This is a genomic window from Pseudomonas sp. H3(2019) (assembly GCF_007713465.1).
Taxonomy (GTDB): Bacteria; Pseudomonadota; Gammaproteobacteria; order Pseudomonadales; family Pseudomonadaceae; genus Aquipseudomonas.
This window is the reverse complement of record NZ_VMSG01000005.1, coordinates 123,564-145,220: the sequence shown is the minus strand read 5'-3', so window position 1 is coordinate 145,220 and position 21,657 is coordinate 123,564. Positions and strand designations below refer to the sequence as shown.

Genomic DNA, 21,657 nt, shown 5'->3' with positions numbered 1-21,657 from the left:
AATAATTATGCGAGTTTTGATAGGTGCGCTTGCTGTTGCAGCGTTGGCGGGGTGCTCTTTACCGGCCTCTTTGGTGCCGGGTGAACCGAATGTCAGCGAGATCACTGCCAAGGTTCCCAAGGACTACGCCCAGTGCGTTCTGCCGGCCTGGCAGCGCGAGATCCCTAAAACCACCCAGACTACGATTTCAAACGGCTACAGGATTACTGCGCCAAGCGTTGTGACGGCCGATGAGACGCTGGATATCGTGAAGTACAAGAATGGGAGTCGCATTTCGCTGTATCAAGGTCCGCCGTGGGCCAAATCCCGCGCTCTGATGAAGTCGGTGCACGACTGTTTGTAGCTCATAAGTCTTATGCAGCGACAAGGAGTCCGTAATCCCGATCCTGGGCGCCTGTTTCCCACGAAATCGTACGATAGGCGCTCAAAAGTCGGGGTGGCAGCGGGGGAACTGAGGTCGCCCCCCTCAAAAAACCTATAGATGCAACCACGCCAGCGACCCCAGCACGACGCTAATGCCTGCTGCACTGTACGCGACCCTTTTCAGCCATTCCTTGCGCGTCAACAAGGTAATCGCTGCCAGCGAAATGGCTATCTGAATCGCCGTCATTGCCTGTGCCCAGCGGTGATGCTGGTGTAATACCAATTCTGATTTTTCATCCCACTCGCGAGCTTCTGCTTCGAGGGCTTCCGCTTTCTTGCGCACTTCTTCTTTTTCGGTTTTGTAGCGTTGCGCTTCGGCGGTGTAGTGCGCGGCATCAAGGCCGGGGATGTGAATCGCCAGTTCAGAGAGGTTTTGTCGGCTGGATTTCGCCTGGTAGTAATTCCACTCGTTGGAGGCTTCGGTTTTCTTGATGGCGGCGTTGTTCTTGTCCATGGCCGCTTCGCTTTCCGTAGAACCCGCCTGATAGCTGAGCATGGCACCGATGGTTGCCATGATCGCCGTCATCACCGCTATCTTGCTGGCGAAACTGTCCCCGCGGGCTTGGGCGTGTTCGGTAGCGTGTTCCAGATGCTTTTCGTGCGGACTAGGGACTTCGAAGTCTTCAGTCATGACTTTGGTCTTTGGGGAGTGAATAAGTGTCAAATTGTAACTGGAGTGAATGCCAAAGGCGCTATCTCAATCATCATGGCCATTGCGACTTGCATACTGCTGCAACCCTTCAACCAACGCGTCGAAGGTCGCACGGCATCGCGGGCTATTGCGCAAGTCCTCGTGCATGGTGACCCAGGTTTCCAGTCCCAGCGAAAACGACGTCGGCAGCACGCGTTGCAATGCTGCATCACGCTTGGCCAGCGGAACCTGGCAGAAGCCGATGCCGGCCCCCGCGCGTATCAATGCTAACTGCGCCAGATCGCTGTCGCTGCTCAGTGAGAAGAGCTGGCGGTCAATGCCTTTGATGGACTTGCTGATACTGCGGATAAAGGCGTTCGGCTGGTCGTAGCCGATGATCGAATGGCCGGCCAGTTCGTTGAGGTCGCGCGGCATGCCATGTTGGCTCAAGTACTCGGCGCGCGCATGCAGCCCGAGTTCGATTCGACCGATCCGACGTGCCACGAGCTGCTCTTGGCGGGGGCGTAACATGCGCACGGCGATGTCGGCTTCGAGCTGCAAGAGATCCACCACGCGGTTAGTCAGTACGAGTTCTACTTTCAACGCCGGGTGCTGTTGGCGAAGCCGGGTGATGATCGGCGGCAACACCTCGACGCCAATCACGTCGCTGGCTGAAATACGGACAATCCCGTGTACAGCCGCGCCCTGACTTGAGGCGGCTCGCTCAATCGAGGCCGCTGTAATTTCCATGGTTTGTGCGTGGGCGCGCAGGGTCAGTGCCACTTCGGTGGGTATCAGCCCTGTTTGTGATCGCGTAAACAAAACAACACCCAGCGCCTTTTCGAGCGCGGCGATGTGCCGGCCGACCGTTGGCTGTGTGATGCCGAGCAAGCGCGCCGCGCCCGACAGCGATCCTTCATTGAGTACACCCAGGAAGGATCGATAGAGCTCCCAACTAATATTCGATGCCATGCATAAATGTATAGCATCACGCTGATCTTCTGCAATTTATCTATAGCATCCATTCGCTCAGGATCAAGCCCTCTATAACCTTGAGGTGTCGGGCATGAGCAGCAATAAAGTGCTGGTACTGGGAGCGACAGGCGGGATTGGCGGGGAGGTGGCGCGTCAATTGAAAGACGCCGGTTGGGAGGTGTGCGCGCTAACGCGTCATCTCGAAAAGGCTGTCGATCAACAAGCGGACATCACGTGGTTACGCGGTGATGCGCTGAATCGGCAGGAGGTTATCGAGGCCGCGAAAGGCTGCTCGGTGATTGTGCATGCGGTCAATCCGCCGGGCTATCGTCGATGGCCGGAGCTGGTGTTGCCGATGCTCGACAACACAATCGCTGCGGCCGTGCTCGAGGGTGCAACCATCGTGCTGCCCGGCACGGTTTATAACTTTGGCCCTGATGTTTTTCCGGTATTGCATGAAAGCTCACCGCAGCAGCCGCTTACCCGAAAAGGCGCTATTCGGGTGGAGATGGAGCAGCGCTTGCGCAAGGCTGCTGACAATGGTGCTCGTGCGTTGATCGTTCGCGCCGGAGATTTTTTCGGGCCGCGAGCCGGTAGCAATTGGTTTTCCCTCGGCTTGATCAAGCCGGGGAGACCCGTCAAAGCAGTGAGTTATCCTGGTGAGCAAGGCGTTGCTCACCAGTGGGCCTATCTGCCTGACGTTGCGCGGACCATGGTCGAGTTGCTGGAGCGCCGCACCGCACTCCAAGCCTTCGAAAGCTTTCATATGGCTGGTCATCTGGATACCGACGGTACCCGAATGAGCCGTGCTATCCAGCGTGTTGTTTATCGGCACACGGGCATGGAGCCGCGTGTGACAGCGTTCCCGTGGTGGTTGCTGATACTGGCTTCGCCTTTTGTTGTGACCTTCCGTGAAATGCTGGAAATGCGTTATTTGTGGCGCACGCCAGTGCAGATGGACAATGCGCGATTGATCGAGGTGCTGGGGGGCGAACCGCATACGCCGTTGGATGAGGCTGTCGAAGCGGCGTTGCTGGGCATGGGGTGTATTCGACGAGACGGCTTGGCGACTTTTTCCTGATGCAAGAGCGCTAACAGGTGTTTCCATTGATGGTCACGGACTGACTTGAGTTTCGCAGACAAAGTAATTGCTCTTTCGATTCTTGGCCGTGAGATCTACTGTCAGCTTTTTCGCTGCAGCGAGGCATTGTTTGTAAGCGTCAGCGTGTACCCAGTGTTCGACGGGTATCACCTGGCAGTCAGTGCGGGAGGCGTCAGAGCATAGGTACAGCAGTAAAAATACCGTCATACAACCTCCTGTGCACCCAACATCAAAACCGCGGGTTGAACTTAGTCCTTAGTATGTATGTCTCTCCAGCTTCAGCCAGCAGCATGGCTGATACTCAGTCAATAAAGGAATGCCACGTGATCATAACCACCACCCAATCCATCGAAGGTCGCCAGATCGCAGCCTACCTGGACATTGTCAGCGCCGAATCGGTGCAGGGCATCAACGTTGTGCGGGATATGTTCGCCGGAATGCGGGATTTCTTCGGCGGACGTTCCCAGACGTTGGAAAGGGCGTTGAAGGAGGCGCGAGCCCAGGCAACGGATGAGCTCAAGGAGCGTGCGCAGAGTCTTCGGGCTGATGCGGTGGTCGGGGTGGACTTCGAGATCAGTATGCCCTCGGGCAGGGGCAGCATGCTGGTGGTGTTTGTGACCGGAACGGCGGTGACGCTCAAATAGGCTGACTGACGTTTTATCTGTCAGAAACAGGTCGACGAGGTCAGAGGCCTTTCCTGGCCGTTCGTCGGGTGTTGGACAATTGAATCATTGGTCTGGGAATGACCGGCTAGTCTCAGAAACCTTGGAGGTCGGTATTTTTTTAGGCAATCAATTGCTTGCCGGTATCGATCTGTCTGGAGGGACTGATAGATGAGCATTCCTTACATTGAAGATGATGGCGCTGAGTATCCGGTCAACAATTGCGTGCAATGTGGCCAGACGGATTATGTGGCAGGGTTTGGTGAAACACCGACCAAACCGGGCAAGGCCAGGCTGCCAGCGGTGGCAAAAAACACCGCAAAGCCGTTCATGCCCAAGGTCTCCGTGCCTGTACGCAAGTAATTGAAAATTAGACTGACCCCGCCATTGAGCGGGTTTTTTTGTGAGTGGTGTCTGAGCGTGTGGCGTGGTGCAGGAGGTTAATGGGGGCTTGTGACTGTCATGCGCGGTATCAACATTATTGATTTTCGGGCGTTTCTTTCACGCTTCTTTCACAAGCATATCCGTAGGCTCAACTCATCCGTTAAAAAGCAATTCCATTAGCCCGTCTCCCCAGCGGGCTTTTTTTTGCCTGCGATAAAACTCTTTGCGTATAAACTGTCCAACCCTCGTGCTCATGAGGGTTGGGCCGGTTCTTTGACTGAACCGACGGCCTTTTTAAGCATCCGGTTTTTTACTTATCAGTACCCTTTTTGAGGTTCATGTCATGCGTTTAACTTTGCCTGCTTTGGTTCTGGGTCTTCTGGTCGCTCAAGGCGCAATGGCCGGTGATGGCAGCGCAGCGCTCGGTGGCGGCCTGGGTGGTGCGCTGGGTAATGTGGTCGGTCAGAAGCTCGGTGGCAGCACCGGCGCGGCGATCGGCGCAGGCGTTGCAGGCGCGGCGGGCAGTGCTGCCGGTGCGCGCAAAGGTCACCGTGCCAAAGCTGCAATCGGCGGTGGTGTAGGCGCAGCGGGTGGTTCGGTTATCGGTAACTCGCTGGGCGGCAAGACCGGCTCCGCCATTGGTGCTGGCCTTGGTGGCGCAGCCGGCGGCGCGCTCATGGGCAAGTAAGGGTACTGGTTCCAGCGGTACGGTTCGAAAAAGCCCGGCTAATTGCCGGGCTTTTTCATTCTGGGCACTTGACCCCAAGCACCCCATGCCAGTGCGCTATCTGAATTCAGAACCTGCAATGACCCCGACTTCACAACTCCAGCTGATCAGCTCTGATCCCGAACGCCATGGCGATCTTTTCCCGAGTGGCGCGACGTGGTTTGTTCACAGCCTCCTGCTGGGCGAACGCAGGCTGTGAAATTCCCATTCGCTTTGCCACTTCTTCCTGAGTCAGGTTCAAGTGTTCACGCCAGGCGCGAATTGGGGTGGCGCCGTCGACAATACGACTGACCACTTGATGAGGAATCAGCTCGGTACCGCCGTGTTGAGTAACATATTGCTGGTAGGGGATGACCACAAAGGCCGGCTCACCGTCCGGGCCGTTGATGATTTGTATGTCAGTAGGTGCGTTCGTCACGTTTTTTGACCTCTTGAATGCTGACTACCTGGACCGAGCCGTCCCAGTCAAACAGAACCCGGTAGCTACCGACTCTCAGGCGATACCCGCAATCGTGCAGGGCCAGCGCCTTGACGTTGATTACGTCGGGCATACGCTCCAGTTGCGTCACGGCATCGCGGATTTGCACCCGGTGCTCCGTGTGTACCCTGAGCAATTGCTTTACGGCTTTGCGGGTCCAGTAGATTTCGTTCATGAGATCTTAATAAGCCTTCCATAAGTCATGCAATGTTTTTCTTATATTTCTATAAGTAACCGTGCGGCGCTTTCCTTGCGCTCACTACACACCCTAGGCCGTGATCTGAAGGCGGGGAGCGGCAAACAGTTGCCGCATGTGAACCGCGCTCGCTATGCTGCTGAGCCCTTTGATCGATCCTGCTTCGATCGATCAAGGTACTGGCCGTACCTGAGCCGCCTCCCGGAATGTTGTGTTGATAACGGATCAGATGCGATGAATGCACCGCTCGACTTCGGCCCGATCAAGGCCGTGATTTTCGATATGGATGGTTTGCTGCTCGATACCGAGGGTATCTACACCGAGGTCACGCAAATCATTGCTGAACGCTATGGCCGAACCTTCGACTGGCACATCAAGCAGAACATCATCGGCCGCGGTGCTGGTGATCTGGCGCGCTATGTCGTTGAGGCGCTGGAGCTGCCGATCAGCGCCGAAGAGTTTCTGCTGATCCGCGAGCCGTTGATGCGTGAGCGTTTTCCGCGTGCGCTGGCGATGCCGGGGGCGCAGGAGCTGGTTCAGCATTTGAAGGCGAACAATATTCCGATTGCCGTGGGCACCAGCTCTTCGAGTCAGTCCTTTGGACAGAAAACCACCTTGCATGGCGATTGGTTTGCGCTGTTCGACACCATTGTGACCGCTGATGACCCTGAGGTCGGCGCGGCCAAACCAGCGCCAGACATTTTCCTCATCGCTGCGCAACGTTTGGGGGTGGCGCCGGGCGATTGCCTGGTGTTTGAAGACTCGCCGTTTGGCGTCACGGCGGCAAAAGCGGCGGGGATGACCGCGATTGCGGTGCCGGATGCGGCCATGGCTGACGAAAAGTATGCGCATGCCGACAGCATTCTTCGTACGTTGAAAGCGTTCCAGCCGCACGCGTATGGCTTGCCGGCACTCGGGCAGGCGTAACGGGAAAACACTGGACAACAAAACGCCGGACAACCTGATCAAGGGGGCCCGGCGTTTTTTTACGCTGCAAAAAAGCTGAATCAGGCGCCAAAACCACCGTCGATGCTCAGGCTGGCACCGGTGATGTAGCCTGCCTCCGGGCCGACCAGGTACGCAACGAAACTGGCGATCTCGGAGGCGGTGCCATAACGACCAACAGCCATCAACGGGATCAGGCTCTCGGCGAAATCACCGTGGGCCGGGTTCATGTCGGTATCGACCGGGCCAGGCTGCACGTTATTGATGGTGATGCCGCGAGGGCCCAGGTCGCGGGACAGGCCTTTGGTCAGGCCGACCAGCGCCGCCTTGCTCATGGCGTAAGGGCCGCCACCGGCGAAGGGCATGCGGTCGGCGTTGGTGCTGCCGATGTTGATGATGCGACCGCCTGCGGTCATGTGTTTGGCCGCTTCTTGAGTCGCGATGAACACACTGCGTACGTTGATCGCCAGGGTTTGGTCGAAGTCTTCGAGTTTGAAGTCTTCCAATGGGGCGACGGCCAGCACACCGGCGTTGTTGACCAGAATATCAAGGCGGCCAAAGGTTTCGACGGTGCTGTTGACTGCATTTCGAATGGCTGTCGCGTCAGCGCTGTCGGCTTTGATGGCCAAGGCTTTGCCGCCGGTAGCGGTGATGCTGTTCTGCAATTCTTCAGCCTTGGCAGTCGAGCTGACGTAAGTGAAGGCAACCGCTGCGCCTTCAGCGGCCAGACGTTTGACAATGGCGGCGCCGATGCCGCGGGAGCCGCCCTGGATCAGAGCTACCTTACCGCTGAGGTTTTGAGTGGTCATGTCGATCTCCAAAGTCCCGAGGCGAGATGTCTCGGTTGATGGAGCCTAGTATCGATACTGGATTACCCCCTGTGTAGACGGTCATTGCTATAGTCTGTGTAAACCAAAAGTTTATAGTGGCGGCCATGGAAACCTTCAACAGTATCGAATGCTTCGTCCGCAGCGCCGAGGTCGGCAGCTTCGCCGAAGCCGCGCGGCGCTTGAGCCTGACTCCGGCAGCGGTAGGCAAAAGTGTCGCCAAACTTGAGGCGCGCCTGGGCGTTCGGCTGTTTCAGCGCAGTACACGCAGCCTGACGTTGACCGAAGCCGGTCAGCTGTTTCTCGGTGAAGTCAGTGCCAGTCTGCACACCATTCAGAACGCGGTGGCCAATCTGGCCAGCGCCGAAGGGCGCCCGGCCGGAACGCTGAAAGTCAGCATGGGCACGGTGTTTGGACGGCTGTACATCGTGCCGCTGCTGGGCGAGTTTCTGCGACGTTTTCCGGCGATCAACCCGGATTGGCATTTCGATAACCGCCAGGTCGATTTGATCGGCCAAGGCTTCGACGCGGCAATTGGTGGCGGTTTTGAACTGCCGCCAGGGGTGGTGGCGCGCAAGCTGACGCCGGCTCACCGGGTGTTGGTGGCATCCAGGGAATATCTGGCGCAACGCGAGGCGATTCGTAAGCCGGATGATTTAAGCGACTGCGACGGGATTCTGATTCGTTCACCGCAGACCGGCCGCGTGCGTTCCTGGCAACTGACCAGCCGTCGTCAGGAACACAGCCCGCTGAGCCTCAAGGCGCGGATGACCATGAGTGACTCCGAAGCGGCTTGCGCCACTGCGGCGCAAGGCTTGGGGATTGCGCTGGTGAGCATGCCGTTTGCGGTCGGCTACCTGAATGCCGGAACCTTGCAGCGCGTACTGCCGGACTGGTACGTCGATGACGGCAATATCTCGATCTACTATGCCGAACACAAACTGTTGCCGGGCAAGACGCGAGCGTTCGTGGATTTCGTCATCGAGCAGTTCGCCGAGCAGCAATTGGCGCAGCGGTTCAGTGCTGTTTGAGTGTGACGTCAGGCCGCGTAGTAGCCGTCGCCGGGAAACGGAACGCCGCCCGGCTTCTCCTTCAGGAAGGATCAGGCTTTCTGGATGATGTTGCCCGCGTGCAAGCCGCATTCTTTCTGCGTGGCTTCTTCCCACCACCAGCGACCTTCGCGCTCGTGCTGGTTTGGCAGCACCGGGCGGGTGCACGGTTCACAGCCAATGCTGATGAAGCCGCGTTCATGCAGGCTGTTGTACGGCAGCTCCAGCATGCGGATATAGCCCCAGATCTCTTCGCTGGTCATTTGTGCCAGCGGGTTGAATTTGTACAGGGTGCGCTCCGGCGTCGAGAACGCGCTGTCGATTTCCAGTACGGCAACCTGGCTGCGGGTGCCCGGGCTCTGGTCGCGGCGCTGGCCGGTAGCCCAGGCGCTGACGGTGGACAGCTTGCGGCGCAGCGGTTCGATCTTGCGGATGCCGCAGCATTCGCCATGGCCATCCTTGTAGAAGCTGAACAGGCCTTTTTCTTTGACGAACGGTTCGAGCTTTGTATGGTCCGGGGAGACCAGTTCGATCTCGATCTTGTAGTGCTCGCGCACCTGATCGATGAAGCGATAGGTTTCCGGATGCAGGCGTCCGGTGTCGAGGCTGAAGACCTTGACGTTCTTGTTGATTTTCCAGGCCATGTCCACCAGCACCACGTCTTCGGCGCCGCTGAAGGAGATCCACAGGTCGTCCCCGAACTCGGCAAAGGCGAGTTTGAGAATGTCCTGGGCGGATTTGGTGGCATAGGTCGCGGCGAGTTCAGTGACGTCGAACGATGGGCTCATCAGGGCGGTTTCCTACAGGTCGGTGGCGCTAAGCGCTCTATATGGTGGCGATGGTAGCAAAATCCCGAAGCGACAGGGGCGCTCCTCTGCGTTGCGTCGGTCGGTATGTCTCGCTAGAGTTCGGCAGTCCTTTTGCTCGCTCAACTCAATAATCAGTACAAATGGGAGTGTCTTGTGGAAATTGCCTGTCTCGATCTGGAAGGTGTATTGGTCCCGGAGATCTGGATCGCCTTTGCCGAAAAAACCGGGATTGAATCCCTCAAGGCAACCACCCGGGATGTTCCCGATTACGACGTGCTGATGCAGCAGCGCCTGCGCATCCTCGACGAGCACGGCCTGAAGCTGTCCGACATTCAGGAAGTGATCGCTACCCTGAAGCCACTCGACGGTGCCATCGAGTTCGTCAACTGGCTGCGCGAGCGCTTCCAGGTGGTGATTCTTTCTGACACGTTCTACGAGTTCTCCCAGCCGTTGATGCGTCAACTGGGCTTCCCGACCTTGCTCTGCCATCGCCTGATTACTGATGACACAGGGCGGGTGACGGGCTATCAACTGCGTCAGAAAGATCCCAAGCGTCAGTCAGTACTGTCCTTCAAAAGCCTCTACTATCGGGTGATTGCCGCCGGTGATTCGTACAACGACACCAGCATGCTGGGCGAAGCGGACGCCGGAATCCTGTTCCATGCACCAGATAACGTGATCCGCGAGTTCCCGCAGTTCCCGGCGGTGCACAGCTTTGCCGAGTTGAAGCAGGAGTTTCTCAAGGCCTCGAACCGCGAGCTGAGCCTATAAACACCTGAAGATCGTTCCCACGCGGGAGCGTGGGAACGATCATCTGCTAGAGGGTTTGCAGGGTTTCGAGTAACACCTTCACCTTAGTGATGGACTCCTGATACTCGGCCTGCCAGTCCGAATCGGCGACGATCCCGCCACCGCCCCAGCAGCAGACCTGGCCGTCCTTGACCAGCAAGCTGCGGATGGCGATCGAGCTGTCCATTTCCCCGCGTACGTCCAGATACAGCAACGAGCCGCAGTACAAGCCGCGGCGGGTTGGCTCCAGCTCGTCGATGATTTGCATGGCGCGGATTTTCGGCGCGCCAGTGATCGATCCGCCGGGGAAGCTGCCGGCGATCAGGTCGAGGGCGTCCTTGTTGTCAGCCAATTCACCGGTGACGCTGCTCACCAGGTGATGCACGTTCGGGTAGCTTTCCAGGCTGAACAACTCGGGTACGCGCACCGAGCCGATGCGGCAGGTGCGGCCCAGATCGTTGCGCAACAGGTCGACGATCATCAGGTTTTCCGCACGATCCTTGGGGCTGGCCAACAGTTCGGCGGCGTTGGCCGCATCTTCGGCGGCGTTCTGCCCGCGCGGACGGGTGCCTTTGATCGGGCGGGTTTCCACGTGGCCTTTGCTGACTTTGACGAAACGCTCTGGCGACAGGCTCAGCACTGCGCCGCCGTCGGGCAAGCTCTGGAAACCTGAGAATGGCGTTGGGCAAGCTTCCCGCAGCGCGCAATACGCGGTCCACGGATCGCCTTGGCATGGTGCGCGAAAGCGCTGTGCGAAATTGACCTGGTAGCAGTCGCCGGCCTGGATGTACTGCTGGATACGCACGAATGCCTGCTGATAGTCGCTGGCGCTGAGGTCGGGATTCATGGCGCCGCTCAGGGTGAACGGCGCGGCAGCAGCAGTCGCTGGCTGGCTAAAGAGTTCGATCAGACGCTGGCGCTCGGATTCGATCAGGTTGGGATGGAACACCAACTGACTGCTGCCGGTCAGGTGATCGCTGATCAATGCCCAGTCATACAGGCCGAAGCGCGCGTCAGGCAGTTGCAGGTCATCGTGAGCCTGGGAGGGCAGGGCCTCCAGGTGACGGCCGAAATCGTAACTGAGGTAGCCGATCAAACCACCCGCGAACGGTAATTCGTAGGGAGCAGGGATCGCTGCATCGCCGAGCCGGGCCAGCGTGTCGCGCAGGCGTTGCAGGAACGCGCCGCCACTTTCGTCAGGCGATACCGCCAGTGTTGCCAGTGGCCAGGCGCTGAGCACGTCATAGCGTCCGCGCTCGGCACTCGGTCGGCCACTGTCGAGCAGCACGCTGCCCGGGGCATGACGAATCGCCGCGAAATACTCGGCGGGGTTGGCGCGATAGGGAAGCGGGTATACGGAGCAGGTCAACATGAGCGGGGCAGATCAGCCATCGAGGCGGGGTGGCGATTGTAGTCCTCTGCGGGATTTGCTCCTAGAGGGGATGTCGGGGATGAGACCGCCTCGGTCTCGAATCAGCCGTCAACCGAGGGAATGCGCCCAAACATCTCCTGAACAAACTCCACTCGCTCTTGCGGCGTTTCGGTAATCCCTCTGGCTTTCAGCTCTTCCAGGCGTGCCTCGACGGCATGAGTGCGCAAGGTCAACCCGCAGTCATTGGCAATCTGAATATTCAGCCCGGGCCGCGCGTTGAGCTCGAGAATCAGCGGACCTTTTTCCTGGTCCAGCACCATGTCGACACCGATATAGCCCAGGCCACACAGCTCATAACAGCTGGCAGCGAGTTTCATGAAACCGTCCCAGTAGGGCAGTTGCACGCCATCTACCGCGTTGGTGGTATCCGGGTGTTTGAGGATGAATTTGTTCAGCCAGGTGCCGCGCAAGGTCATGCCGGTGGCCAGGTCGACACCGACGCCGATAGCGCCCTGGTGCAGGTTGGCCTTGCCACTGGACTGCCGGGTGGGCAAACGCAGCATGGCCATCACCGGGTAACCCATCAGCACGATGATGCGGATGTCCGGCACGCCTTCATAACTGATGCTTTTGAAGATCTGATCGGGAATCACCCGGTATTCGATCAGTGCACGGTCGCGGTGACCGCCCAGGGAATACAGGCCGGTCAGGATGCTGGAGATCTGGTGCTCGATTTCTTCATGGCTGATGATCCTTCCGGAAACCGTGCGGTACTGGCCTTCGAAGCGGTCGGCGATCACCAGGATGCCGTCACCGCCGGCACCCTGTGCCGGTTTGATCACAAAGTCGCTATGGTTGCCGATGATCTCGCCAAGTTTTTCGATTTCTTTCTCGGTGGAGATCACGCCGTACATCTCCGGCACGTGAATGCCGGCCTTGATTGCGCGTTCCTTGGTGATGATCTTGTCATCGACAATCGGGTACAGGCTGCGCTTGTTGTACTTGAGTACGTAGTCAGCGTTGCGCCGATTGATGCCCATGATGCCCCGGGCGTGCAGGGCCTTCCAGGTCTTCCAGAAGCCGAACATTACGAATCGGCCTTGACGAAGGCTTTGAAGCGCATCAGCTCGGTCAGGCGATAGCCGCGATAGCGACCCATGGCCAGCATGAAGCCCACCAGGATCAACAGGATCGCCGGGAAGGTGAACACAAAATAAATCAGTTCCGGAATGCTCATGATCAGGTGTCCCAGAGAGGCGGCGAACAGCGTGCCTATCGCGACTTTCAACGCATGCCCGGCGCCGCGTTCTTCCCAGGTGATCGACAGGCGTTCGATGGTCATGGTCAGGATCACCATTGGGAACAGCGCTACCGACAGCCCGCGCTCCAGCCCCAGTTTATGGCTGAACAGGCTGATGGCGGCAATCAGCACCACAACGAAGGTCAGCACCACCGACAGCCTCGGGAGCATTTGCAGCTTCAGGTGCTCAAGGTAGGAGCGCAGCGACAGCCCCAGTGCCGTGATCACGGTAAACAGCGTAATGCCGAAACCCAACCCGGTTTCGCGAAAGGCCAGGGCAATCAGCACCGGGGTAAAGGTGCCGAGGGTCTGCAAGCCGATCAGGTTGCGCAGGATCAGGATAACCAGCACGCCGATCGGGATCATCACCATGATCATGAAGGTTTGCTGGGTTTGCAGCGGCAAGCCGTACAGCGAGTAGTCCAGGAAGCTGGCGTCGGTGTTTTCGTCGGTCAGCTTGGCCAGGCGAATGGCGTTCATTTCGCTGTTGTTCAGGCTGAAGGTGACGTTGGCTTTCTTGCCGCCCTCGACGGTGATCAGGTTGTCATCGCCGGTCCACCACAGCAGGCGATCGGTGGGCAGGCCTTGCTCGCCGGTTTCCGGGTTGAAGTACAGCCAGTCAGTGCCGTTGAAGCTGCGCAGCCAGAGCTCCGGGGTTTGCGGCTGATCGGCGACCAGGCGGATGGTGTGGACCTTTTCCATCGGCACATGGGCGATGGACAGCAGCAGCTCGACGATTTTCGCTTTGTGCGCCGGTGACGGATCACCGGCCAGCAGCAGTTTTGCGTTGTCGTCATTGGAATTGTTGACGCGTTTGATCGCTTCGCCGATGAAGGTCTCGACGTCTGCCGAGTGCTGGCGAATCGGCGCGAGCAGGGCGTCGGCGGCGACTTTCTCCGGGCCTTCGACGGCGATGCTGTCACGGAAGGTCGGGCCTTTGACTTTGGATTTTTCACCGGTGTAGCGCTTGGTCAGCACCAGGCGGTAGTAAAGCGTCTGGTTGCCCTTGGCCCGGCGTGCCGACCAGGTGACCTTGCGGTTGCCGTCGACGCGGTTGACCGCAACGCCATAGTTGTTGGAGATAAAGCTTTCATTGAGGCTGACGTAGTCGCGACTCAGCGGTGGCACGAACATCTGGATCTTGACCGGGTCCTTGGCACTGGCGACGAACTCGACCTTGGCGTCGATGTTCCACAAGTCGTCGGTGGCGTCTTCGGTCACCGGAATGCCCAGCACGAAAATCTGATAGGCCGTAACTGAAAGGCCCAGCACCACCAATAGGGTGATCAGGATTTTCAGGTGGAGGGTAAGGGAGCGCATGGGCATTACTCTGCGGTATGAGCGTCGACGGCGCAGGCGGGTTTGCCAGCAGCGTATTTAAGACTCGGGTCGACCAGCGCATCAAAGCGTTTCAAGGCTTCGGAACCGATCAAGAGCGGGTACTGGAATGCACTTCGGTCGGTCAGGTTAACTTCTATGCTGCGCAACGCCGTGCCCATGCAGATATCCAGCTCGATCACCGGGCGAGCGGTGTACTGCTTGCCTTCCTCGGGATCGAAGTCGCCAGCGCGGCGTTTGATTTTGCTGACGCGTGCCAAGGGGCGCTCGATCGGGTGCGAGTGGGCGGTGTCGATGGCCAGATAAAAGCGCACCCACGATTCGCCATTGCGTTTGAAGCGCTTGATATCACGGGCACTGAGGGAGGCGGTTTTGGCCCCGGTGTCGAGTTTGGCCGCGACTTCCAGGTCGATTCCTGCCAACTGCGCGTATTCGTTGAGACCGTACACAGTCTTTTCACCCGCGATAGCGAGACCTGGCAGGCAGAGGAGTAGACAGATCAACAGGGTGAAGGGCTTGAGTCTCATAGATCCTGGCGCGGTGCCGTCCGTTCTTCAGTTCAAGGCGACTGGCATTGCTGCACAAGCTCCTTCTAGTGCCTGCCATAAAAAGATGACAGACAAATGCGGGCGGCATTCTAGCACGGTGGTTTTATGGCGCCAGCCGCGGGTCAGTCCTTTACTTAGGTTTTACTTAAGGCGTTTATTAGACGATTGTCGACAATAGCTCTTTTTCCTTTGACTGATTGCGCGGTATTGGTTAGTTTTTGGCGCATTGGTTTGTGAGGTGTCGACAATATGCTGGATCAACTTGATCCCCCGGTGATGGCGTCAGACGATTCGGAAACCCTTTCCGAAAACGTCTTCCGACGCATTCAGGCGGCCATCGTCAAAGGCGAGATCGCCCCGGGCAGCAAGATTTCCGAGCCTGAACTGGCGCGCACTTACGGCATCAGTCGTGGGCCGTTGCGTGAGGCGATCCATCGTCTCGAAGGTCAGCGCCTGCTGGTCCGCGTCCCGCACGTAGGGGCCAGGGTGGTGTCGCTGAGCCACGCCGAACTGCTTGAACTCTACGAAATTCGCGAGTCGCTGGAAGGCATGGCCTGTCGTCTGGCTGCCGAGCGCATGACCGCCGAAGAAATCGACGAGTTGCGTCAGGTGCTGGAAACCCACGAGCGCGATGCGGCGTTTCAGGCCGGTGTTGGCTACTACCAGCAGGAAGGCGATTTCGACTTTCACTACCGAATCATTCAAGGCAGCGGCAACCGCACGCTGACGCAAATGCTCTGCGGCGAGCTGTATCAACTGGTGCGCATGTACCGCATCCAGTTTTCCGCCACGCCCAATCGGCCGCGTCAGGCGTTTGCCGAGCACCACCGGATTCTCGATGCCATCGCCGACCGTGACGGTGAATTGGCCGAGTTGTTGATGCGTCGTCACATCGGCGCTTCAAAACGCAATATTGCCCGTCACTATCAGGACGGTGCCCATCAGACAGCCACTCCACGAGGTGAGTCATGAGTTCGAACAAGAGCACACCAGGCCAGCGTTTCCGCGATGCGGTTGCCAGCGAGCAGCCTTTGCAAGTGGTCGGCACGATCAACGCCAACCATGCGCTGCTGGCCAAGCGCGCCGGTTTCAAGGCTATCTATCTGTCCGGTGGCGGGGTCGCTGCCGGTTCTCTCGGTGTGCCGGACCTGGGGATTACCGGGCTCGATGACGTGTTGACCGACGTACGCCGGATCACCGACGTCTGCGACCTGCCGCTGTTGGTGGATGTGGACACCGGTTTTGGTTCCTCGGCGTTCAATGTCGCGCGCACCGTGAAGTCGATGATCAAGTTCGGCGCGGCAGCGATTCACATCGAAGACCAGGTCGGCGCCAAGCGCTGCGGTCACCGCCCGAATAAAGAGATCGTTTCCCAGCAGGAAATGGTCGACCGGATCAAGGCGGCAGTCGATGCGCGCACCGATGACAGCTTCGTGATCATGGCCCGCACCGACGCCCTGGCGGTGGAAGGTCTGGAGTCGGCACTGGATCGCGCTGCGGCGTGCATCGAAGCCGGCGCCGACATGGTGTTTCCGGAAGCCATCACTGAACTGGACATGTACAAACTGTTCGCCAGCCGCGTCAAAGCGCCGATCCTGGCCAACATCACCGAGTTCGGTGCCACGCCGCTGTACACCACCGAGCAACTGAAAGCCGCTGATGTGTCGCTGGTGCTGTACCCGCTGTCGGCCTTTCGCGCGATGAACAAAGCGGCGGAAAACGTCTACACCGCGATCCGTCGCGACGGTACGCAACAGAACGTTATCGACACCATGCAGACCCGCATGGAGCTTTACGATCGCATCGATTACCACACCTTCGAGCAGAAGCTCGATGCGTTGTTTGCCCAGAAAAAGGGTTGATCGGCAATACTCGATTCATCGTTCAGATGTTGCAGATTCCCTAACAAATTCAAGATTGGAGACAGCAATGGCCGAAGCAAAAGTATTGAGTGGCGCCGGGCTGCGTGGCCAGGTGGCCGGGCAAACCGCATTGTCCACCGTGGGCCAAGAGGGCGCAGGCCTGACCTATCGCGGCTATGACGTTCGCGAACTGGCGGCACAAGCGCATTTCGAAGAAGTGGCGTACATGCTGCTGTACGGCGAACTGCCGAACAAGGCGCAACTGGCGGCCTACATCAGCAAACTGAGCAAGCTGCGTGACCTGCCGCAAGCCCTGAAGGAAGTGCTCGAACGCATCCCGGCCGACGCCCATCCGATGGACGTGATGCGCACTGGTTGCTCGTTCCTTGGCAACCTTGAACCGGAGCATGACTTCTCCGAGCAACACGACAAAACCGACCGGCTGCTGGCCGCGTTCCCGGCGATCATGTGCTACTGGTATCGCTTCAGCCATGACGGCAAACGCATCAACTGCGTGACCGATGAAGAGTCGATTGGTGGCCACTTCCTGCACCTGCTGCATGACAAGAAACCGAGCGAGTTGCACGTCAAGGTGATGAACGTTTCGCTGATCCTTTATGCGGAACACGAGTTCAACGCGTCGACCTTCACCGCCCGCGTTTGCGCATCGACGTTGTCCGACCTGTTCTCCTGCGTTACCGCAGCCATCGGTTCCCTGCGCGGCCCGCTGCATGGCGGGGCCAACGAAGCGGCGATGGAAATGATCGAGCGCTTCGCGTCGCCGCAAGAGGCGATCAAAGGCACCCTCGACATGCTTGCGCGCAAAGACAAGATCATGGGTTTTGGTCACGCGATCTACAAAGACAACGATCCGCGTAATGAAGTGATCAAGGGCTGGTCGAAAAAACTCTCTGACGAAGTCGGTGACACCGTGTTGTTCGCGGTTTCCGAAGCCATCGACAAGACCATGTGGGAGCAGAAGAAACTGTTCCCCAACGCCGACTTCTACCATGCCTCGGCGTACCACTTCATGGGCATTCCGACCAAGCTGTTCACGCCGATTTTCGTCTGCTCGCGCCTGACCGGCTGGGCGGCGCATGTGTTCGAACAGCGTGCCAATAATCGCATCATCCGCCCGAGCGCCGAGTACGTCGGCGTCGAACAGCGCAAGTTCGTGCCAATCGAACAACGCTGAATGCTGGAGGCCTGACCGCCGATTTTTGGAACGACGTAGAACCCTGTGGGAGCGAGCCTGCTCGCGATGACGGACTGACATTCGACATTGATGTCGCCAGTTGCATCGCTATCGCGAGCAGGCTCGCTCCCACAGTGGTTGGGTGTTACTTCAAATCCGGTGCCAGGCCCCACTTTTTGCAATCACCGTGACCGAGTCCTGACGATGAACACAGATTTCCGCAAATCGCTGCCCGGCAGCCATCTGGATTACTTCGACACCCGTGCGGCAGTCGAGGCCATCCAGCCCGGCGCCTATGACACCCTGCCGTACACCTCTCGCGTACTGGCGGAAAACCTGGTGCGCCGCTGTGACCCGGCCACGCTCACCGAATCCCTGAAACAGTTCATCGAACGCAAGCGTGACCTCGATTTTCCATGGTTCCCGGCCCGCGTGGTGTGCCACGACATTCTTGGCCAGACCGCCCTGGTCGACCTCGCAGGCCTGCGTGATGCCATTGCCCTGCAAGGTGGTGATCCCGCGCAAGTGAACCCAGTGGTACCGACGCAATTGATCGTCGACCACTCCCTGGCCGTCGAGCGCGGTGGCTTCGATCCGGAAGCGTTCGAAAAGAACCGCGCCATCGAAGACCGTCGTAATGAAGACCGTTTCCACTTCATCAACTGGACCAAGAAGGCCTTCAAGAACGTCGACGTGATTCCGCCAGGCAACGGCATCATGCACCAGATCAACCTGGAGAAAATGTCGCCGGTGATCCAGGTGCGTGATGGCGTGGCCTTCCCGGATACCTGCGTCGGCACCGACAGTCACACCCCGCATGTCGATGCCCTGGGCGTGATCGCCATCGGTGTTGGCGGTCTGGAAGCGGAAAGCGTGATGCTCGGCCGGGCCTCCTGGATGCGTCTGCCGGAAAGCGTCGGCGTTGAACTGACCGGCAAGCTGCAACCGGGCATCACTGCCACCGACATGGTGCTGGCGCTGACTGAGTTCCTGCGCAAGCAAAAAGTCGTTGGAGCCTGGCTGGAGTTCTTCGGTGAAGGTGCCTCCGCGCTGACCCTCGGCGACCGTGCAACCATTTCCAACATGGCTCCGGAATACGGCGCCACCGCGGCGATGTTCTACATCGACCAGCAGACCATCGACTACCTGAAACTCACCGGCCGCGAAGACGAGCAGGTGCAGTTGGTCGAAAATTACGCCAAGACCACAGGCCTGTGGGCCGATAGCCTGAAGGGCGCGCAATACGAGCGCGGCTTGACCTTCGACCTGTCTTCGGTGGTGCGCAACATGGCGGGGCCGAGCAATCCTCACGCCCGTGTCGCTACGTCTGATCTCGCGGCCCAGGGCATCTCCGGCCAGTGGGACGATGTGCCCGGCCAAATGCCGGACGGCGCGGTGATCATTGCCGCCATCACCAGTTGCACCAACACCAGCAACCCGCGCAACGTCATCGCCGCCGGCCTGCTGGCGCGCAATGCCAACAAACTCGGGCTGACCCGCAAACCATGGGTCAAATCGTCCCTCGCGCCGGGTTCGAAAACCGTGGCGTTGTACCTCGATGAAGCCGGCCTGACTTCTGAACTGGAGCAACTCGGTTTCGGCGTGGTGGCATTTGCCTGCACCACCTGCAACGGTATGTCCGGTGCGCTGGATCCGGTGATCCAGCAAGAAATCATCGATCGCGATCTGTACGCCACCGCCGTGTTGTCGGGTAACCGCAACTTCGACGGCCGGATTCACCCATACGCCAAGCAGGCGTTCCTTGCGTCGCCGCCGTTGGTGGTGGCGTATGCGATTGCCGGGACCATCCGTTTCGACATCGAAAAAGACGTGTTGGGCCTGACGGCTGACGGCAAGGAAATCCGCCTCAAGGACATCTGGCCGAGCGACGAAGAGATCGACGCAGTGGTCAAGGCATCGGTCAAGCCGGAGCAGTTCCGTCAGGTCTACATCCCGATGTTCGCCATCCACGAAGACACCGGCCCGAAAGTCAAACCGTTGTACGACTGGCGTGAGATGAGCACCTACATCCGTCGTCCGCCGTACTGGGAAGGTGCACTGGCCGGGGCACGTCCGCTCAAGGGCATGCGCCCGCTGGCAGTGCTGCCGGACAACATCACCACCGATCACCTGTCGCCGTCCAACGCCATCATGCTCGACAGCGCCGCTGGCGAATACCTGGCGAAAATGGGCTTGCCGGAAGAGGACTTCAACTCCTACGCGACACACCGCGGTGACCACTTGACTGCGCAACGCGCGACTTTCGCCAATCCGAAACTGTTCAACGAAATGGTTCAGGAGAATGGCAAGGTCAAGCAGGGTTCGCTGGCGCGTGTCGAGCCGGAAGGCCAGGTCATGCGCATGTGGGAAGCCATCGAAACCTACATGGAGCGCAAGCAGCCGCTGATCATCATCGCCGGCGCCGACTACGGTCAGGGTTCGTCCCGCGACTGGGCCGCCAAGGGTGTGCGTCTGGCCGGTGTCGAAGCCATCGCTGCCGAAGGTTTCGAACGCATCCACCGCACCAACCTGGTGGGCATGGGCGTGTTGCCGCTGGAGTTCAAGCCGGGCACCGACCGCAAGACGCTGGGCATCGACGGCACTGAAACTTTCGATGTGATCGGCGAGCGCACGCCGCGGGCCACGCTGACCCTGGTCATTACCCGCAAGAACGGTGAGCAGGTGTCGGTGCCGGTGACTTGCCGTCTCGATACTGCTGAAGAAGTCTCGATCTACGAAGCCGGCGGCGTGTTGCAGCGTTTCGCCCAGGACTTCCTTGAATCGGCTGTTGCTGTCTAACGCGACTTGCCAGGGCAGGGCGGTGACGTCCTGCTCCGGCGCATAAGGAACATTATGGCCCACGTACCTCAGATCAAGATCCCTGCCACCTATATGCGTGGCGGCACCAGCAAAGGCGTGTTCTTCAGCCTGCAAGACCTGCCTGAATCGGCGCAGGTGCCGGGCCCGTCCCGCGATGCGCTGTTGTTGCGAGTGATCGGCAGCCCTGACCCGTATGAAAAGCAAATCGACGGCATGGGTGGGGCGACTTCCAGCACCAGCAAAACGGTGATCGTGTCCAAGAGCATCAAGGCCGATCACGACGTTGATTACCTGTTCGGTCAGGTTTCCATCGACAAGCCTTTTGTCGACTGGAGTGGCAACTGCGGCAACCTCTCGGCGGCGGTCGGTTCGTTCGCCATCAGCAGCGGTCTGGTCGAGGCCAGTCGCGTTCCACGCAACGGCATCGCGGTGGTGCGCATCTGGCAGGCCAATATCGGCAAGACCATCATCGCCCACGTGCCGATCACTGACGGCGCGGTGCAGGAAACCGGTGATTTCGAACTCGATGGCGTGACCTTTCCGGCCGCTGAGGTGCAGCTCGAGTTCATGAATCCGGCGGCCGAGGAGGAGGGTGCAGGCGGCTCGATGTTTCCCACCGGCAATCTGGTCGATGACCTGGAAGTGCCCGGTGTCGGCACCCTCAAGGTGACCATGATCAACGCCGGCATTCCGACCATTTTCGTTAACGCCGAAGCCATCGGCTACACCGGCACCGAGTTGCAGGGCGATATCAACGGCGACCCGAAAGCGCTGGCGATGTTCGAGACCATTCGTGCACATGGCGCACTGCGCATGGGGCTGATCCTGAATCTTGACGACGCCGCCAAGCGTCAGCACACCCCCAAGGTGGCGTTCGTCGCACGGCCTGCCGATTACCTCGCATCCAGCGGTAAGCCGGTGGCGGCAGGCGATGTCGACCTGTTGGTCCGGGCACTGTCCATGGGCAAGTTGCACCACGCGATGATGGGCACCGCTGCCGTAGCGATTGGCACCGCAGCAGCGATTGACGGCACGCTGGTCAACCTCGCGGCGGGTGGTATTCCACGCAACGCGGTGCGCTTCGGCCATCCGTCTGGCACCTTGCGCGTTGGCGCCGAGGCCAATCTGGTCGATGGCGAATGGACCGTGACCAAAGCCATCATGAGCCGCAGTGCGCGGGTGTTGATGGAAGGCTGGGTGCGCGTGCCGGGTGATTCTTTCTGAC

At 59.0% G+C, this 21,657-nt stretch carries 23 protein-coding genes; 13 read left to right on the top strand and 10 right to left on the bottom strand.

From position 1 onward, the window contains the following. Positions 1-7 precede the first annotated feature (7 nt). Positions 8-343: a hypothetical protein gene (locus tag FPT12_RS07540; protein ID WP_024264732.1), complete on the top strand. Its 336-nt coding sequence runs from the start codon at positions 8-10 to the stop codon at positions 341-343. 132 nt (positions 344-475) lie between these two features. Here the strand turns inward: FPT12_RS07540 and FPT12_RS07535 are convergent, their stop codons facing one another. Beyond that, positions 476-1,054, bottom strand: coding sequence for a DUF4337 domain-containing protein (locus FPT12_RS07535; RefSeq protein WP_054593280.1), 579 nt, complete (start codon positions 1,052-1,054; stop codon positions 476-478). A gap of 66 nt (positions 1,055-1,120) precedes the next feature. After that, a complete protein-coding gene (locus tag FPT12_RS07530) occupies positions 1,121-2,026 on the bottom strand; it encodes a LysR family transcriptional regulator (RefSeq protein ID WP_145015397.1) in 906 nt (301 codons plus the stop codon). A 94-nt stretch (positions 2,027-2,120) separates the two neighbouring features. Here FPT12_RS07530 and FPT12_RS07525 point away from each other — a divergent pair, with 94 nt between their 5' ends. From FPT12_RS07525 to FPT12_RS07510, 4 genes are all read left to right on the top strand, one after another. After that, on the top strand, positions 2,121-3,110 hold the full coding sequence (locus FPT12_RS07525) for an SDR family oxidoreductase (RefSeq protein WP_145015395.1): 990 nt from the start codon (positions 2,121-2,123) through the stop codon (positions 3,108-3,110). 344 nt (positions 3,111-3,454) lie between these two features. Then, a complete protein-coding gene (locus tag FPT12_RS07520) occupies positions 3,455-3,775 on the top strand; it encodes a YbjQ family protein (RefSeq protein ID WP_054593276.1) in 321 nt (106 codons plus the stop codon). Between the two features lie 189 nt (positions 3,776-3,964). Further along, positions 3,965-4,156, top strand: a complete 192-nt coding sequence (locus FPT12_RS07515; protein WP_145015393.1) for a hypothetical protein — start codon at positions 3,965-3,967, stop codon at positions 4,154-4,156. A gap of 364 nt (positions 4,157-4,520) precedes the next feature. Continuing rightward, positions 4,521-4,865 carry a hypothetical protein gene (locus FPT12_RS07510; RefSeq protein ID WP_019689428.1) on the top strand — a complete coding sequence of 115 codons (345 nt, stop codon included), beginning with the start codon at positions 4,521-4,523 and terminating at the stop codon, positions 4,863-4,865. Between the two features lie 130 nt (positions 4,866-4,995). Here the strand turns inward: FPT12_RS07510 and FPT12_RS07505 are convergent, their stop codons facing one another. Both FPT12_RS07505 and FPT12_RS07500 read right to left on the bottom strand, forming a co-directional pair. Next, on the bottom strand, positions 4,996-5,322 hold the full coding sequence (locus tag FPT12_RS07505) for a helix-turn-helix domain-containing protein (protein ID WP_145015391.1): 327 nt from the start codon (positions 5,320-5,322) through the stop codon (positions 4,996-4,998). Then, positions 5,303-5,557 (bottom strand): type II toxin-antitoxin system RelE/ParE family toxin, encoded by a 255-nt coding sequence (locus FPT12_RS07500; protein ID WP_145015389.1) that lies wholly within the window; start codon positions 5,555-5,557, stop codon positions 5,303-5,305. The genes FPT12_RS07505 and FPT12_RS07500 overlap by 20 nt, the downstream gene beginning before the upstream one ends. Positions 5,558-5,812: 255 nt before the next feature. Here FPT12_RS07500 and FPT12_RS07495 point away from each other — a divergent pair, with 255 nt between their 5' ends. After that, on the top strand, positions 5,813-6,505 hold the full coding sequence (locus FPT12_RS07495; RefSeq protein WP_145015387.1) for an HAD-IA family hydrolase: 693 nt from the start codon (positions 5,813-5,815) through the stop codon (positions 6,503-6,505). An 80-nt stretch (positions 6,506-6,585) separates the two neighbouring features. Here FPT12_RS07495 and FPT12_RS07490 read toward each other — a convergent pair whose 3' ends face one another. Further along, entirely contained in the window at positions 6,586-7,332 is a 747-nt protein-coding gene (locus tag FPT12_RS07490) for a 3-oxoacyl-ACP reductase family protein (protein WP_145015385.1), read from the bottom strand. 125 nt (positions 7,333-7,457) lie between these two features. Between FPT12_RS07490 and FPT12_RS07485 the strand changes: the two genes are divergently transcribed. After that, a complete protein-coding gene (locus FPT12_RS07485; RefSeq protein WP_145015383.1) occupies positions 7,458-8,381 on the top strand; it encodes a LysR family transcriptional regulator in 924 nt (307 codons plus the stop codon). A gap of 71 nt (positions 8,382-8,452) precedes the next feature. Here FPT12_RS07485 and FPT12_RS07480 read toward each other — a convergent pair whose 3' ends face one another. Beyond that, entirely contained in the window at positions 8,453-9,187 is a 735-nt protein-coding gene (locus tag FPT12_RS07480) for a phosphoadenylyl-sulfate reductase (protein WP_054593268.1), read from the bottom strand. 174 nt (positions 9,188-9,361) lie between these two features. Here FPT12_RS07480 and thrH point away from each other — a divergent pair, with 174 nt between their 5' ends. Continuing rightward, positions 9,362-9,979, top strand: a complete 618-nt coding sequence (gene thrH / locus FPT12_RS07475) for a bifunctional phosphoserine phosphatase/homoserine phosphotransferase ThrH (RefSeq protein ID WP_145015381.1) — start codon at positions 9,362-9,364, stop codon at positions 9,977-9,979. A 46-nt stretch (positions 9,980-10,025) separates the two neighbouring features. Here thrH and pabB read toward each other — a convergent pair whose 3' ends face one another. The 4 genes from pabB to FPT12_RS07455 all read right to left on the bottom strand — a co-directional run bounded on the left by pabB (position 10,026) and on the right by FPT12_RS07455 (position 14,534). Beyond that, on the bottom strand, positions 10,026-11,369 hold the full coding sequence (gene pabB / locus FPT12_RS07470; protein WP_145015379.1) for an aminodeoxychorismate synthase component I: 1,344 nt from the start codon (positions 11,367-11,369) through the stop codon (positions 10,026-10,028). 101 nt (positions 11,370-11,470) lie between these two features. Further along, on the bottom strand, positions 11,471-12,457 hold the full coding sequence (locus tag FPT12_RS07465; RefSeq protein WP_145015377.1) for an alpha-L-glutamate ligase-like protein: 987 nt from the start codon (positions 12,455-12,457) through the stop codon (positions 11,471-11,473). Further along, positions 12,457-13,989, bottom strand: a complete 1,533-nt coding sequence (locus tag FPT12_RS07460) for an inactive transglutaminase family protein (RefSeq protein WP_145015375.1) — start codon at positions 13,987-13,989, stop codon at positions 12,457-12,459. The genes FPT12_RS07465 and FPT12_RS07460 overlap by 1 nt, the downstream gene beginning before the upstream one ends. 5 nt (positions 13,990-13,994) lie before the next feature. After that, positions 13,995-14,534 (bottom strand): ATP-dependent zinc protease, encoded by a 540-nt coding sequence (locus tag FPT12_RS07455; protein WP_145015373.1) that lies wholly within the window; start codon positions 14,532-14,534, stop codon positions 13,995-13,997. A 270-nt stretch (positions 14,535-14,804) separates the two neighbouring features. Here FPT12_RS07455 and FPT12_RS07450 point away from each other — a divergent pair, with 270 nt between their 5' ends. The 5 genes from FPT12_RS07450 to prpF all read left to right on the top strand — a co-directional run bounded on the left by FPT12_RS07450 (position 14,805) and on the right by prpF (position 21,656). Beyond that, the gene (locus FPT12_RS07450; RefSeq protein ID WP_145015370.1) at positions 14,805-15,527 is read left to right on the top strand and encodes a GntR family transcriptional regulator; all 723 of its coding nucleotides are present in this window, start codon (positions 14,805-14,807) and stop codon (positions 15,525-15,527) included. Continuing rightward, positions 15,524-16,417 carry a methylisocitrate lyase gene (gene prpB, locus FPT12_RS07445; RefSeq protein ID WP_145015368.1) on the top strand — a complete coding sequence of 298 codons (894 nt, stop codon included), beginning with the start codon at positions 15,524-15,526 and terminating at the stop codon, positions 16,415-16,417. The genes FPT12_RS07450 and prpB overlap by 4 nt, the downstream gene beginning before the upstream one ends. 67 nt (positions 16,418-16,484) lie before the next feature. Further along, on the top strand, positions 16,485-17,612 hold the full coding sequence (prpC, locus tag FPT12_RS07440; protein WP_145015366.1) for a 2-methylcitrate synthase: 1,128 nt from the start codon (positions 16,485-16,487) through the stop codon (positions 17,610-17,612). Positions 17,613-17,816: 204 nt separating this feature from the next. Beyond that, a complete protein-coding gene (gene acnD, locus FPT12_RS07430; protein ID WP_145015362.1) occupies positions 17,817-20,411 on the top strand; it encodes a Fe/S-dependent 2-methylisocitrate dehydratase AcnD in 2,595 nt (864 codons plus the stop codon). A gap of 54 nt (positions 20,412-20,465) precedes the next feature. Further along, the gene (prpF, locus tag FPT12_RS07425; protein ID WP_145015360.1) at positions 20,466-21,656 is read left to right on the top strand and encodes a 2-methylaconitate cis-trans isomerase PrpF; all 1,191 of its coding nucleotides are present in this window, start codon (positions 20,466-20,468) and stop codon (positions 21,654-21,656) included. Position 21,657: the final 1 nt, after the last annotated feature.